At 71.4% G+C, this 12,824-nt stretch carries 15 protein-coding genes; 2 read left to right on the forward strand and 13 right to left on the reverse strand.

Going from position 1 to position 12,824, the window contains the following annotated elements; genetic code table 11:
• Positions 1 to 21: 21 nt before the first annotated feature.
• The 13 genes from O7605_RS03410 to O7605_RS03470 all read right to left on the reverse strand — a co-directional run bounded on the left by O7605_RS03410 (position 22) and on the right by O7605_RS03470 (position 11,572).
• Positions 22 to 450 (reverse strand): PIN domain-containing protein, encoded by a 429-nt coding sequence (locus O7605_RS03410; protein ID WP_269737855.1) that lies wholly within the window; start codon positions 448 to 450, stop codon positions 22 to 24.
• Positions 447 to 665 carry a type II toxin-antitoxin system VapB family antitoxin gene (locus O7605_RS03415; protein WP_269737856.1) on the reverse strand — a complete coding sequence of 73 codons (219 nt, stop codon included), beginning with the start codon at positions 663 to 665 and terminating at the stop codon, positions 447 to 449. The genes O7605_RS03410 and O7605_RS03415 overlap by 4 nt, the downstream gene beginning before the upstream one ends.
• Positions 666 to 693: 28 nt before the next feature.
• Positions 694 to 1,722, reverse strand: coding sequence for an amidohydrolase family protein (locus O7605_RS03420; protein ID WP_269737857.1), 1,029 nt, complete (start codon positions 1,720 to 1,722; stop codon positions 694 to 696).
• A complete protein-coding gene (locus O7605_RS03425; RefSeq protein WP_269737858.1) occupies positions 1,722 to 2,246 on the reverse strand; it encodes a 3-hydroxyanthranilate 3,4-dioxygenase in 525 nt (174 codons plus the stop codon). The genes O7605_RS03420 and O7605_RS03425 overlap by 1 nt, the downstream gene beginning before the upstream one ends.
• Positions 2,243 to 2,671 carry a RidA family protein gene (locus O7605_RS03430; RefSeq protein ID WP_269737859.1) on the reverse strand — a complete coding sequence of 143 codons (429 nt, stop codon included), beginning with the start codon at positions 2,669 to 2,671 and terminating at the stop codon, positions 2,243 to 2,245. The genes O7605_RS03425 and O7605_RS03430 overlap by 4 nt, the downstream gene beginning before the upstream one ends.
• 282 nt (positions 2,672 to 2,953) lie before the next feature.
• Positions 2,954 to 3,727, reverse strand: coding sequence for a 2-keto-4-pentenoate hydratase (locus O7605_RS03435; protein ID WP_269737860.1), 774 nt, complete (start codon positions 3,725 to 3,727; stop codon positions 2,954 to 2,956).
• The gene (gene dmpG, locus O7605_RS03440) at positions 3,724 to 4,779 is read right to left on the reverse strand and encodes a 4-hydroxy-2-oxovalerate aldolase (protein WP_269737861.1); all 1,056 of its coding nucleotides are present in this window, start codon (positions 4,777 to 4,779) and stop codon (positions 3,724 to 3,726) included. The genes O7605_RS03435 and dmpG overlap by 4 nt, the downstream gene beginning before the upstream one ends.
• 55 nt (positions 4,780 to 4,834) lie before the next feature.
• Positions 4,835 to 5,761: an acetaldehyde dehydrogenase (acetylating) gene (locus tag O7605_RS03445; protein WP_269737862.1), complete on the reverse strand. Its 927-nt coding sequence runs from the start codon at positions 5,759 to 5,761 to the stop codon at positions 4,835 to 4,837.
• Positions 5,758 to 6,552 (reverse strand): 2-keto-4-pentenoate hydratase, encoded by a 795-nt coding sequence (locus O7605_RS03450; protein WP_269737863.1) that lies wholly within the window; start codon positions 6,550 to 6,552, stop codon positions 5,758 to 5,760. Before O7605_RS03450 ends, O7605_RS03445 begins: the two co-directional genes overlap by 4 nt.
• Positions 6,549 to 8,030 (reverse strand): 2-hydroxymuconic semialdehyde dehydrogenase, encoded by a 1,482-nt coding sequence (locus O7605_RS03455; RefSeq protein WP_269738695.1) that lies wholly within the window; start codon positions 8,028 to 8,030, stop codon positions 6,549 to 6,551. The genes O7605_RS03450 and O7605_RS03455 overlap by 4 nt, the downstream gene beginning before the upstream one ends.
• Before the next feature lie 20 nt (positions 8,031 to 8,050).
• Positions 8,051 to 9,382 carry an FAD-dependent oxidoreductase gene (locus tag O7605_RS03460; RefSeq protein ID WP_269737864.1) on the reverse strand — a complete coding sequence of 444 codons (1,332 nt, stop codon included), beginning with the start codon at positions 9,380 to 9,382 and terminating at the stop codon, positions 8,051 to 8,053.
• Complete coding sequence (gene kynU, locus O7605_RS03465) at positions 9,379 to 10,662, reverse strand: kynureninase (protein ID WP_269737865.1); 1,284 nt, start codon at positions 10,660 to 10,662, stop codon at positions 9,379 to 9,381. The genes O7605_RS03460 and kynU overlap by 4 nt, the downstream gene beginning before the upstream one ends.
• Before the next feature lie 16 nt (positions 10,663 to 10,678).
• Complete coding sequence (locus O7605_RS03470; RefSeq protein ID WP_269737866.1) at positions 10,679 to 11,572, reverse strand: tryptophan 2,3-dioxygenase; 894 nt, start codon at positions 11,570 to 11,572, stop codon at positions 10,679 to 10,681.
• Positions 11,573 to 11,720: 148 nt separating this feature from the next.
• Here O7605_RS03470 and O7605_RS03475 point away from each other — a divergent pair, with 148 nt between their 5' ends.
• Complete coding sequence (locus tag O7605_RS03475) at positions 11,721 to 12,200, forward strand: Lrp/AsnC family transcriptional regulator (RefSeq protein WP_269737867.1); 480 nt, start codon at positions 11,721 to 11,723, stop codon at positions 12,198 to 12,200.
• Positions 12,201 to 12,273: 73 nt separating this feature from the next.
• The gene (locus O7605_RS03480; protein ID WP_269737868.1) at positions 12,274 to 12,819 is read left to right on the forward strand and encodes a hypothetical protein; all 546 of its coding nucleotides are present in this window, start codon (positions 12,274 to 12,276) and stop codon (positions 12,817 to 12,819) included.
• Positions 12,820 to 12,824: the final 5 nt, after the last annotated feature.

The following is a 12,824-nucleotide window of genomic DNA, read 5'->3' on the forward strand; positions in this document are numbered from 1 at the left end:
ACCGACACGAGCGTCACGGCCTCAGGACAGGGTGCCCGGTGGGGACACCCACTCCGAACGGGGACCGCCCACTTCCGCCAACAGGTCGAAGTCCCGGTCATAGTGGAGAACGGTGGCCCCGTACTCAGCGGCAGAGGCCGCTACCATGAGATCCACCGGACTCGCTGCCCGGTGGTGTCCCTGGGCGGTCAACGCGAGTTGCAGGTCTCGCGCTCTCGTCGCCACGGCCGTGGTGATCGGAAGGTCGATCATCAGCTCCGCGCGCCGGGCGCGTACCGTCATCGCGTTCCTGAAGTCGCGGGCGCTACGCCCGTCCTCCAGGTCCAACGGAAGGCAGGTCGCGGCCAGTCGCTCCTCGAGCAGCGCCAGGATCCGCTTTCCGACCATCGGCTGACGAAGGCGGCCCCAGGCCGAGGTGTCGATCAGGTACAGGCCGGGCGGAGGGGTCATGCCGCGTCCCACTTGTCGCCGGGCGTCTTGTCATCCTCCAGCAAACCGGTCCAGTCCCGATCGATGGAGAGCAACTCCCGGATCGCCTCCATCCGCTCGCTGCGCTCGGCAACCATCCGGAGTGCGGCGTGAATGGTGTCCTTCTTGCTCTTGGTGCCCAGTTCGCGGCGGGCTCGTTCGAGCAGGTCATCATCGAGATCAATAACCGTCTTCACCAGCCAAGTGTATACGATTAACCCGTCTTTATATACCGTCACGACCGAGGAAACGGAGGGCGTTGGTGGAGAGCAGGTCGCTGCGCTGGGCGTCGGTGAGGAAGTCGGCCTGGCGGACCACCGCGCCGGCCGGGCGCTCACCCAGGGGGTACGGATAGTCGCTGCCCACCAGCACCCGATCGGCGCCCATGGTGTCCACGAGGAGCCGCAGCGCCGGAGTCGAGAAGACCACCGAGTCGACGAGGAACCGGTCGATGTAGGAGCTGGGCGGGGCGGCGGAGGCACCGCGTACCAGATCGCCACGGCGGTGCCAGGCGTTGTCGGCGCGCCCCAGCCAGAACGGGAAGCTGCCGCCGCCGTGGGCGAAGCAGATCCGCAACGTCTCCGGCACCCGGTCGAACACCCCGCCGAGGATCATCGCCAGCACCGACAGGTGGGTCTCGGCGGGCATGCCGGTGAGCCACCGGGCCATCCAACGGTCCAGTCGGGGACCGCCGGCCATGTCCCACGGGTGGACGAAGACCGGCGCACCGACCTCGGCGCAGTGGGTCAGGAAGGTCACGATGCCGGCGTCGTCCAGGTCCCGCTCGCCGACGTGGTTGCCGATCTCCACACCTATGTGGCCGGCCGCGAGGCAGCGGTCCACCTCGGCGCAGGCCACGTCCGGGTCCTGCAAGGGCACCTGGCAGAACGGCAGCAGCCGGCCCCCGCCCGCGGCGGTGACCTCCAGGGTCAGGTCGTTGAAGATCCGGGCCACCTTCACCGCCTGGTCGGCCGGGCGGTCGTAGCAGAAGAAGACCGGGGTGGGCGAGACCACCTGCACGTCGACCCCGTCGGCCGTCATGTCGGCCAGCCGGGTGTCGGCGTCCCAGCACTCGGCGCCGACCGGGCGGAACGGCGTCTCGCCGACCATGATCATGGCGGCGCGCTCCGAGTCGATCCGCAGCCATGGCCAGCCGGACCCGCCGCACGCCACGGCCAGGTCCGGCCAACCCTTCGGTACGACGTGCGTGTGCACGTCCACCACCGGAGACACCGACGGCACCGGAGCCGCCATCAGCCCTTGCCCGGGTGCAGGGTGCCGCAGTTGTCGCAGGTACGCGCCGACTCGTCGGCGTAGAACGCGGCGAAGACCGGCGGCAGGTCGGCGGCGATGTCCCGGACCTGCAACTCGACCTCGTGCACCCGGTGGGAGCACTCGGGGCAGTACCACTGGAACTTCTCCAGCGTGCCCTCCTCGCGTACCCGCTCGATCACCATCCCGATCGAGCCGGCCTCCGGTCGCTGCGGCGAGTGCGGCGTGTTCCGGGGCAGCATCCACATCTGACCCTCGCGCACATGCACCGTACGCGGGCCTTCCGGCAGCATCAGGTTGATGTGCATGTTGCCCTTGACCTGGTAGAAGAACTCCTCGTACGGGTCGACGTGGAAGTCGGTGCGCTGGTTCGGTCCACCGACCACCATCACGATGAAGTCCTCGGAGCCGGGCAGCATCTCCTTGTTGCCCACCGGCGGCTTCAGCAGGTGCTGGTGCTCGGCAATCCAGCCGGGGAAGCTGAACGGCTCGGCGATCTCACTCATGACTGGCCTCCTTCTGGGAGCAGGGCGACGGCCTGCATCTCGATCAGCAGGTGCGGATGCGGCAACTGGTGCACGGCGACCGTCGTCCGGGTCGGTCCGGTCGCGTCGAAGAACTCCGCCCACACCTCGTTGTATCCACCGAAGTCGTTCATGTTGACCAGATAGGTGGTCAACTGGACCAGGTCGGTCAGCCCCGCACCGACCGACCGCAGCAGGTCCGCGATGTTCTCGATCACCGCCCGCGTCTGCGCCCGGATGTCCAGGTCGGTCGTGCCGAACTCGTCCACCGACACGCCCGCGAACGTGTTGTCGGCCCGCCGCGACGACGTCCCCGACACGAACACGAACCCGCCCGCCACCTTGACATGCGGAAACGCCCCCCGAGGCACCGCCTTCCCGGCCACCACCCGCGCCCCGTCAGTCATGGCAACCACTTCGCAACACCACGCGAGCAGCAACCACCTCAGACCCCCATCCCAACCGGCACCGACACCACCCACTCCAGACCGAGTTCACCCGACACCGGCACCGCCCACACCAGACCGATTCCACCCGACACCGGCACCGCCCACACCAGATTCACCCCACCTGGCACCGGCGCGCGAAGCCCGACCACGTCAGGGTTCCGGGCAGCCCGACCGGCGCAGGGATCAAGCCTGACCGCCCGGAGCCGGTCGGGCTGCCCGGAACCCCAACACCCGGACCACTCACGACGAACTCCGCAACGAAGCCGTACCGAGCTTCTCGACAACCGCCCGCACATGAGCCCCAGCACGCAACGGAACAGCAGCCGTCGCCGCGCCGGCCAGGAAGACCCAGCCCGAACGCAACCGCACCCCGTGCCGCCCCGCCAGCCGGATGCCCTCGTCCAGCGCCCGTCGCGGGTCGCCGAGGATGGCCGCCGTCGAGCCGACCTGGGCCAACCGTCCGTCGATCTCCAACAGCACGCCCAGGTTGTCCAGCCCGTCCGGCACCGGCGACCACGGCCCGATCACGAACGCGCCGGCCGACGTGTTGTCGGCGATGACGTCCGGCAGGGAGAAGGTGAAGTTCGCGTACCGGGAGTCGATCAACTCGATCGCCGGAGCGACCGCCCGCACCGCGTCGGTGAAGTCACCGACCGGTTCGCCGGGCTCGGGCAGGCGGTCCAGCAGGAACGCCACCTCCGGCTCGACCCGGGGATGGATGAACGCGGCCACGTCGACCGTGCCGCCGTCGGGGATCCGCATGGTGTCGGTGAGCCGACCCCAGATCACCTCGTCCACCCCGACCTGGGCCATCTTCGCCTTGCTGGTCAGCCCCATCTTCAACCCGACCAGCCGCTCCCCCCGATCCAGCCGGCGCTGCACCAGCGCGGTCTGCACCGCGTACGCGGCGTCGACGTCCAGCCCGGTCTCGGCGGCGAGCTGCGCGGTCGCGGTGGCCGTGTCGGCGGCCGTACCGAGCGTCTCGGCGATCCCCGCGATATCCGGCCCGATCATGAGTTCTCCTTGCCGGCCAGGTCCAGCGCCACGTCGACGATCATGTCTTCCTGGCCGCCGACCATCCGGCGTCGGCCCAGTTCCACCAGGATCGACCGGACATCCACGCCGTAGCGCGCCGAGGCCCGTTCGGCGTGGCGCAGGAAGCTGGAGTAGACCCCCGCGTACCCCAGGGAGAGGGTCTCCCGGTCGACCTGGACGGGCCGGTCCTGCAACGGGCGGACGATGTCGTCGGCGGCGTCCATCAGCGCGAAGACGTCGCAGCCGTGCCGCCAACCGTGCAGTTCCGCGACCGCGACGAAGACCTCCAGCGGCGCGTTGCCGGCGCCGGCACCCATGCCGGCGAGGGAGGCGTCCACCCGCACCGTCCGGCCGGCCGGCGACCCGGGCGGGCCGTCGCCGGCGACCCGGCCGTGTTCGACGGCGATCACGCTGTTGGCCACCCCGAGGGAGAGGTTGTGGTGGGCGTGGATACCGATCTGCGTGCTCGGTTCGAGGACCTGCCGGTACGCGTCGACGCGCTGCGCCACGTCGGACATCAGCAGCCGGCCGCCCGAGTCGGTGACGTAGACGCAGTGCGCCCCGTACGACTCCATCAGCTTCGCCTGGGCGGCCAGCCCGGCCGGGTCGTTCATGTGCGACATCATCAGGAAACCGGCCACGTCCATGCCGTTCTCCCGAGCCCAGGAGATGTGCTGGGCGGAGATGTCCGCCTCCGTGCAGTGGGTGGCGATCCGCACGCTCGTCACGCCGAGCGACCGGGCGGCCTTCAGATCGGCGATGGTGCCGATGCCGGGCAGCAGCAGGGTCGTCAGCTTCGCCCTCGTCATCACCTCGGCCGCCGCCGCGATCCAGTCGGCGTCGCTGGCCGCGCCGTGGCCGTAGTTGACGCTGGACCCGGCGAGACCGTCACCGTGGGCCACCTCGATCGCGGCGACCCCGGCGGCGTCCAGTGCGGCGGCGATGGTGCGGACCTGGTCGACGGTGTAACGGTGGGCGATGGCGTGCATGCCGTCGCGCAACGTCACGTCCTGGATGTACAACTCGGTCATCCGAGCCCGCCTTCGTTCGCGACTGCGGGGCTCCGCTGCGCTGCACTCCTCGCGCTCACCCGACAACCTCCTTCCGCAGGGCGACCAGCCGCTGCGCGGTGCGCAGCGCGGCCGAGGTCATGATGTCCAGGTTCCCGGCGTACGCGGGCAGATAGTGCCCGGCGCCGGAAACCTCCAGGAAGACCGAGACCTGCAACCCGGTGAGCTGCCGTCCCAACGACGGCACGAAGGTGTCGACGCGGTCGAACTGCACGTCCTGCTTGAGCCGGTAGCCGGGCACGTACTCCTGCACGCTGGCCACCATGTCGCCGACGGAGGCGGCGATGGCGGCGCGGTCGGCGTCGGCATCCGGGCAGAGGCAGTAGACGGTGTCGCGCATCAGCAGCGGCGGGTCGGCCGGGTTCAGCACGATGATCGCCTTGCCCCGCTCGGCGCCGCCGACCACCTCGATCGCCCGGGCCGTGGTCTCGGTGAACTCGTCGATGTTGGCCCGGGTGCCCGGGCCGGCCGACCGCGAGGCGATCGACGCCACGATCTCCCCGTACGCGACCGGGGTGACCCGCCGTACCGCGGCGACGATCGGCACGGTCGCCTGCCCGCCGCAGGTGACCATGTTCAGGTTGGTCTCGCCCAGGTGCTCCTCCAAGTTGACCGGTGGCACGACGTACGGGCCGATCGCCGCCGGGGTCAGGTCGATCACCGTCCGCCCGTGCGCGCGCAGCACGGCGTCGTGGTGCCGGTGCGCGCCCGCCGAGGTGGCGTCGAAGACCAGTGCCACGTCGGCGAACTCGGGCATCGCGACAAGTCCCTCGACACCCTGCGCGGTGGTCGCCACGCCGAGCCGCCGGGCCCGGGCCAGCCCGTCGGAGGCCGGGTCGATACCGGCCATCGCCACCATCCGCAGCGAGTCCGACAGCCGCATCACCTTGATCATCAGATCGGTGCCGATGTTGCCCGACCCGATCACCGCCACACCCGTCATCCGTGCACCTCCTTGGTGAAACAGGTCCGCACCGAGCCGAGACCGGAAATGCGGGCCTCGTACGCCGCACCCGGGGTCACCGCCACCATCGGGCCGAGCGCGCCGGAGAGCACCACGTCACCGGCGCGGAGTGGATCACCGGCGCGGGCCGTGGTGCCCGCCAGCCAGGCCAGCGCGTGCCACGGGTTGCCCAGGCAGGCCGCCCCGGCCCCCACCGACACCGGCTCTCCGGCGTGTTCCAGGACCATCCCGCACAGCCGCAGGTCGACCTCGGCCGGCCGGCGGGGCGTGGTGCCGAGCACGAACAGGCCGCTGGAGGCGTTGTCGGCCACCGTGTCCACGATGGAGATGTCCCAACCGGCGACCCGCGAGTCGACGATCTCGATGGCCGGCAGCAGGTGGTCGACGGCGCGCAGCAGGTCGGCGGTGGTGACCCGGTCGTCGGGCAGGTCGGCACCGAGCACGAAGGCGACCTCCGCCTCCACCCGGGGTTGCCGGAGGCGCCCGATCGCCACCTCGGCACCGTCGGGCACCGCCATCGCGTCGGTGAGCACCCCGAAGTCCGGCTCGTACACCCCGAAGCTCTCCTGGACCGCCCGGGAGGTCAACCCGATCTTCGCGCCCACCCGGCGCTGCCCGGACGCCAACCACTCGCCCACCTGGCGCTGCTGCACCCGGTACGCGGCCTGCACGTCCCCCTCCGGCAGCAGCCGCCCACGCAACGGCGGACACGGCTTGCCGCCGGCTCGGGCCTCGGCCAGTTCCCGCGCCGCCAACTCGACGTCGTTCATGACAGCTCCACGCAGACGTTCGTCAGCTCCGAGTAGAAATTCAGCGAGTGCACCCCGCCCTCCCGACCGATGCCCGAGGCCTTCACCCCGCCGAACGGGGTCCGCAGGTCACGCAGGAACCACGTGTTGACCCAGACGATGCCGGCGTCCAATTGGGCACCGGCCCGGTGCGCCCGGCCCACGTCGCGGGTCCAGACCGTCGCCGCCAGACCGTACTCCGTGCCGTTGGCCAGGGCGTACGCCTCGTCCTCGTCGTCGAACGGGGCCACGTGCACCACCGGCCCGAAGATCTCCTCGCGGTTGGTCCGCGCGTCCGGGCCGAGGCCGGTCAGCACCGTCGGCTGCACGTACGCGCCACCGTCGCGGGCGTCGCCGAACCGGGGCACCCCGCCGCCGGCGAGCACCCGGGCGCCCTCGGCCCGCGCCAGGTCGTAGTGCCCGAGCACCTTGTCCCGGTGGCCGTGCGAGATCAGCGGCATGTTCACCGTCGCCTCGTCGCCCGGCCACCCGTACGCCAGCTCGCCGGCGCGCTCGGCCAGCCGCGCGGTGAACTCCTCGAACACCGGCCGCTGCACGTAGATCCGTTCGGTGCAGAGGCACACCTGACCGCCGTTGGTGAAGCTCGACCGGACCGAACCGGCCACCGCCGCGTCCAGATCCGCGTCGGCGAAGACCAGTCCGGCGTTCTTGCCACCCAACTCGAAACTGACCGCCTTCACCCCGTCGGCGGCGGCCCGCATGATGGCGCCGCCGGTGGCCGACTCGCCGGTGAAGGTGATCGCGTCGACGTCCCGATGGCGGGTGAGGAACTCGCCGGCCGAACCGGGCCCGAAGCCGTGCACCAGGTTGAACACGCCATCGGGCACCCCGGCCGCCGCCATCACCTCGGCGAGCAGCGTGGCCGACGCCGGCGTCTCCTCGCTCGGCTTGACCACCACCGCGTTGCCGCAGGCCAGAGCGGGGGCGACCTTCCAGGTGAGCAGCAGCAGCGGCAGGTTCCACGGCACGATGACCGCGACCACGCCGACCGGCTTGCGCACCGCGTAGTTGAGCGCCCGACCACCGGTCGGGCTGACCGTGGTGAACGACTCGGTCGGCGCGGTCGCCACGATCTCCGCGAAGGCCCGGAAGTTCGCCGCGCCGCGCGGGATGTCCAGGTTGCGGGCCTGCGAGATGGACTTGCCGGTGTCGGCGACCTCGGCGGCCACCAGGTCGTCGAAACGACGCTCCAGTTCGGCGGCGATCCGGCGCAGCACCTCGGCGCGTTCCCGCTCCCCCGCCCGGCCCCACGGGCCCCGCAACGCCGCCCGGGCCGCCGACACCGCGTCGTCCACCGTGGACCGGTCCGCCTCGACCACCTCGAAGACCGGTTCGCCGGTCACCGGGCTGCGTTTGGTGAACCGGTTTCCGGCGTCGACGAACTCGCCGCCGACGAAGTTCCTCAGCAGTCCGGGGCCGTCCGGTGCCCGCCCGGCCATCAGCCGGGGATCCCAGAGCGTCATCCGCGCCTCCTGAACCCGAGCGCCACCGCCGCGCCGACCACCGCCGCCAGACCGGCCGCCGCCAGGCCGACCACCTGGTACTGCCGGCGGACCCGACGGCGCACCTGCGCGTACGGGACGGTGGAGAAGGACACCAGCTCGTACTGGGAGACGTACCGGCCGGGCAGCGCCCGCTCCAGGGCGTGCTCGACCTGCTTGCGGGCCCGGAAGACCGGGGAGGCGACCTTGTCGCGCATCTCCACGAAGTTGGCCAGCGCCATCCGGGCGATCGCCTCGGCGTTGTCCTGCCGGCGGTGCTGAAACAGCGGCAGCGCCGCAGCCCAGTCCCCGGCACACTCGTCGAGGCAGCGGTCCAGCTCCACCACGTCCTCGAAGGCGCAGTTCGCGCCCTGGCCGTAGAACGGCACGATGGCGTGCGCCGCGTCGCCGAGCAGGGCGACCCGGCCGTCGACCTGCCACGGGTCGCACCGCACCGTGCCGAGCACGCCGACCGGGTTGTGCTGGTAGTCGTCGACCAGGTTCGGGGCGATCGGCGGCAGGTCCGGATAGTGCTGCGCGAAGTGCCGCTCGATCGCCGCCGGGCTGCCCAGCGAGGCGAAGCTCGCGGTGCCATGGGTGGGCCAGAACAGGGTGCAGGTGAACGAGCGGTCCGGGTTGGGCAGCGCGATCATCATCGAGGTGCCGCGCGGCCAGATGTGCAGCGCACCCGGGTCGAGGGCGAAGTCGCCGTCCAGCGGCGGGATCGTCAGTTCCTTGTAGCCGTAGTCGAGGAAGTCGACGCTCTCGGTGACCAGGCCGTGGGCGAGCAGCTGCCCGCGTACCGCCGAGCCGGCACCGTCGGTGCCGAGCACCACCCGCGCGCCCTCGGTCACCGGACCCTGCGGCGTCTGGAAGGTCATGGTGCCGGTCGCCGGGTCGAGCCCGACCAGCCGGTGCTCGAAGGCGATCCGCACCCCCGGCAGCTTGGCGGCGGCCGCCAGCAGGGCGTTGTTCAACGCACCCCGGCTGATCGAGTTGATCGCCCGGTCGCCGGAGACGCTGTACGACTGGAATCCGGTCGGCCCGCCGACCGGATGGATCATCCGGCCGCGCATCGGCAGGGCGTCCGTCATCACCTGTTCGGCCAGTCCGATGCGGCGCAGCGCGTCGAGCCCTCGTTCGGAGAGCGCCAGGTTGATCGACCGGCCCCGCTCGGGGGTGCCGCCGCGCGGGTCCGGGCGTCGCTCGTAGAGCGCCACCGGATGGCCCCGGCGGGCCAGGAAGCAGGCCAGCAGGCAACCGGCCAGCCCGGCGCCCACCACCGCGATCTCGTCGCCCTCTCCGGTCACCGGGCCACCCCCGAAACCGTCGCGCGCAACGCCTCGGCAACCCGCCAGCAGTCGTGATACGTCGAGTACAGCGGCACCGGGGCGAACCTGACCACGTCCGGCTCCCGGGCGTCGGCGATCACCCCGTGCTCGTGGCGCAGCCGTTCGGTCAGCTCGTTGGCGCTGCCCGTGCCGATGCGTACCGAAAGCTGGCATCCGCGCCGGCGCGGCTCACGTGGGGTGATCACCCGCAGGGGCCGGTCGGCGGTGACCTCGTCCAGCAGCCGCTCGAGGTAGCCGGTGAGCCGCAGGCTGCGCGCCCGCAGCGCCGGCATGCCGACCGAGTCGAACAGTTCCAGCGAGGTGCGGACCGGCCCCATCGCGAAGATCGGCGGGTTGGAGATCTGCCACGCCTCCACGGTGGCCGGCGGTCGACTGACCGGAGCCATCTGGAACCGGGTCGCCGCCGCCGTGCTCCACCAGCCCTCGAAACGGGGCAGCGTCGCGTCGCCGTGGTGCCGCTCGTGGACGAAGACCCCGGCCAGCGCGCCAGGCCCCGAGTTGAGGTACTTGTACGAGCACCAGGCGGCGAAGTCGACGTCCCAGTCGTGCAGCGACAGCGGTACGTTGCCCGCCGCGTGGGCCAGGTCCCACCCGACGACCGCGCCGGCGGCCCGGGCCGCCGCGGTGATCGCCGGGATGTCCATCAGCTCGCCGGTGAGGTAGTTGACGCCACCGAGCAGGACCAGCGCCACGGTGTGGCCCTCGGCCGCCAGGTACCCGGTGACGTCCTCGGTGCGCAGGGTGTCCTCACCGGGGCGCGGCGTGAGCCGGACGACCGTGGTGTCGGGGTCGAGGCCGTGGAAGCGTGCCTGGCTGCGCACCGCGTAGCTGTCCGACGGGAAGGCGCTGTCCTCGATGACGATCCGGGTCCGCTCGCCTGCCGGCCGGTAGAAGCTGACCATCAGCAGGTGCAGGTTGACCGTCAGCGAGTTCATCACCACGGTCTCCGTGGGCAGGGCGCCAACCAGTCGGGCGGCCGGCGCCGTCAGCAGCTCGTGGTACGGCAGCCAGGGCCGTTCGGCGGCCAGATGCCCCTCCACGCCGAGCCGGCGCCAGGCGTCCAGGTCGGCCAGGAGTTCGTCGCGGGTGGCCCTCGGTTGCAGGCCGAGCGAGTTGCCTGCCAGGTAGGCGGCCTCCGGATAACGCCCACCGTCGGCCGGCGGCACGTGGAACAGGTGCCGGTGCCCCGGTTCGGCCGCGTCGAGGCGGAGCGCTTCGGCCTCGGTGTCGTTGCTCATCGTCGTCACAACCGCCTCACATCGCCGTCCGGGCCGACCACAGTTCGGGGAAGACCACCCGGGCCATGCTGCGTTGCAGCCACGCCAGACCGGCGGAGCCGCCGCTGCCCACCTTGGCGCCCATCGTCCGCTGCACCGCCTTGATGTGGTGGTGCCGCCAGTCGCCGAACTGCTCGGCCACCTCGGTCAGCGCCTCGCCGAGCATCCGCAGGTGGTTGTCGGGCCCGGCATCGGCGTAGATCCGCACCCAGGCCGCCTCGACGGCGGGGTGCGTCTCGTGTTCGGTGGCCACGTCCCGCTCCAGCAGGTCCGCCGGCAGGTCGTGACCGTGCCGGGCGAGCAGGGCGACCACCTCGTCCCAGACGCTCGGGGTGGCCAGGGCGTCGGTGAGCTCGGCGTGCACCTCGGTCTGCCGCCGGAACGGGCGGATGAGTGCCGGGTCGCGCAGCCCGAGCAGGAACTCCAGGTGGCGGTACATCGCCGACTGGAAGCCCGACCCCTCGCCGAGCAGGTTGCGGAAGCGGTTGAAGTCGGCCGGGGTCATCCAGCGCAGTCCCCGCCAGGCCGCGTTGAGCCCTTCCAGGTGCAGCGCGGCGCGGCGCAGCGGCGCCAACGCCTCCCACACCCGGTCGGCGCGCAGCAGCCGGGACGTCTCCCGTAGTTCGTGACAGGTCAGGCCGAAGTACAACTCCATGATCTGGCTGACCATCAGGAACGACATCTCGCCCGGGTCGGTGCTGAGCGGCTGTTGCAGCCGATGCAGCGTGCTGGCCTGCACGTACGCGTCGTACGGCACCCGCTCGGCGAACTCCAGGGTCGGTTCGCCGCCGTTGCGGGCGGCGCGCGCCACCCGCTGCCGTGCGGTGACCGGACGCACCTCCGTCCGGGGCCGCAGCTCCGTCTGCTCCATGCGTCCGCTCCTCCCGGCTCGCTCGTCCAGTCATGATCTCCCGTGCGGTTGGCCAGATGGAATGCCTGTTCAACGGCGCTTTCGGTGGTCGACCTAAGGAACGGAAGCCGCTCGCCGGCAATGACCTGCCGGACGTAAGGTCGCCGGCATGGACGAGATGGACTGGGCCCTGCTCCGCGAGTTGCAGGCCGACGCGCGGTTGTCCTTCAGCGAGCTGTCCCGGCGGGTGCACCTGTCCCCACCGGCGGTCGCCGAGCGGGTCCGTCGGTTGGAGGAGACCGGCGTGATCAGCGGGTACCACGCCCACGTCGACCTGGCCCGGGCCGGTCGCACCGTGGTCGCGCTGATCCGGATGTCCTGTTACGGCGCCCGGTGCATCCTGCACGATCCCGAGGTCGCGCGATGGCCGGAGATCCTGGAGATCCACCGGATCACCGGGGACGCGTGCAGTGTGTTGAAGGTCGCGGCCGGCTCGATCGGAGACTTCGAGGCGGTCATCGACCGCCTCGCCCCCTACGGCCAGCCGTCGAGCACGATGGTGCTCTCCACCCCGCTCGCCTGGCAGCCGGTCACCGCGACGGAGGGGACCCCTCCTGACGGCCGTCCCCGTCGCCGGGAGCCGGGTTAGCCACCGGAGCAGAGGGAAAGCCACGCGGGTCGCCCCAGCAGGAACCGGTACGCCGGTGCCGGGAGGGAGGATCATGCGAGGTCTGCGACAGTACGGAGGCGTCCAGCACGCCCCGTCGACCATCGCCCGACTGTTCGGGGCGTTCGTCCTGATCGCGGCGTTCGCCCTGGCCGGGCTGCTGCTGCCCGGCACCGCACCCGCCAGAGCGGGGGAGAACACCTTCGTCGAGGTGACGCCGAACAGCGTCCAGGCCGGTTCCCGGGTGAGCATCCGGGCCAGTTGCGACAACGCCAACGACCGTCAGGCCGAGGTGACCTCGGACGCGTTCGACCGGGTGTACCTCCGGCCGGACAACGGCTTCCTCACCGCCTCGGTCACCGTGCCCGGCAACAAGGCGGCCGGCGACTATCCGGTGCACCTGCGCTGCGACAACGGCCGGACCGCCAGCACCACCCTGACCGTGCTGAACATGGACCAGCCCACCAAGGGACCGGCCACCGGCGGTGGCGGTACGGCCGACCGGGGCACCGGGTCGATGCTGCTGCTCGGTGGCGTCGCCACGGTGACCGCGGCGGTGGTCTTCGGCCTGTTCAGCAGCCGGCGCCGGGCCGGTTCCTGACCCAC

It is taken from the genome of Verrucosispora sp. WMMA2121 (assembly GCF_027460185.1).
Lineage (GTDB): Bacteria > Actinomycetota > Actinomycetes > Mycobacteriales > Micromonosporaceae > Micromonospora > Micromonospora palythoicola.

What these genes read in the sequence shown, in the direction of transcription:
- dmpG (WP_269737861.1), bottom strand. Translation starts at nt 4,779, where the DNA reads ATGACCGAGTTGTACATCCAGGACGTGACGTTGCGCGACGGCATGCAC.
- O7605_RS03420 (WP_269737857.1), bottom strand. Translation starts at nt 1,722, where the DNA reads ATGGCGGCTCCGGTGCCGTCGGTGTCTCCGGTGGTGGACGTGCACACG.
- kynU (WP_269737865.1), bottom strand. Translation starts at nt 10,662, where the DNA reads ATGAGCAACGACACCGAGGCCGAAGCGCTCCGCCTCGACGCGGCCGAA.
- O7605_RS03480 (WP_269737868.1), top strand. Translation starts at nt 12,274, where the DNA reads ATGCGAGGTCTGCGACAGTACGGAGGCGTCCAGCACGCCCCGTCGACC.
- O7605_RS03470 (WP_269737866.1), bottom strand. Translation starts at nt 11,572, where the DNA reads ATGGAGCAGACGGAGCTGCGGCCCCGGACGGAGGTGCGTCCGGTCACC.
- O7605_RS03410 (WP_269737855.1), bottom strand. Translation starts at nt 450, where the DNA reads ATGACCCCTCCGCCCGGCCTGTACCTGATCGACACCTCGGCCTGGGGC.
- O7605_RS03445 (WP_269737862.1), bottom strand. Translation starts at nt 5,761, where the DNA reads ATGACGGGTGTGGCGGTGATCGGGTCGGGCAACATCGGCACCGATCTG.
- O7605_RS03455 (WP_269738695.1), bottom strand. Translation starts at nt 8,030, where the DNA reads ATGGCCGGGCGGGCACCGGACGGCCCCGGACTGCTGAGGAACTTCGTC.
- O7605_RS03475 (WP_269737867.1), top strand. Translation starts at nt 11,721, where the DNA reads ATGGACGAGATGGACTGGGCCCTGCTCCGCGAGTTGCAGGCCGACGCG.
- O7605_RS03430 (WP_269737859.1), bottom strand. Translation starts at nt 2,671, where the DNA reads ATGACTGACGGGGCGCGGGTGGTGGCCGGGAAGGCGGTGCCTCGGGGG.
- O7605_RS03435 (WP_269737860.1), bottom strand. Translation starts at nt 3,727, where the DNA reads ATGATCGGGCCGGATATCGCGGGGATCGCCGAGACGCTCGGTACGGCC.
- O7605_RS03425 (WP_269737858.1), bottom strand. Translation starts at nt 2,246, where the DNA reads ATGAGTGAGATCGCCGAGCCGTTCAGCTTCCCCGGCTGGATTGCCGAG.
- O7605_RS03450 (WP_269737863.1), bottom strand. Translation starts at nt 6,552, where the DNA reads ATGAACGACGTCGAGTTGGCGGCGCGGGAACTGGCCGAGGCCCGAGCC.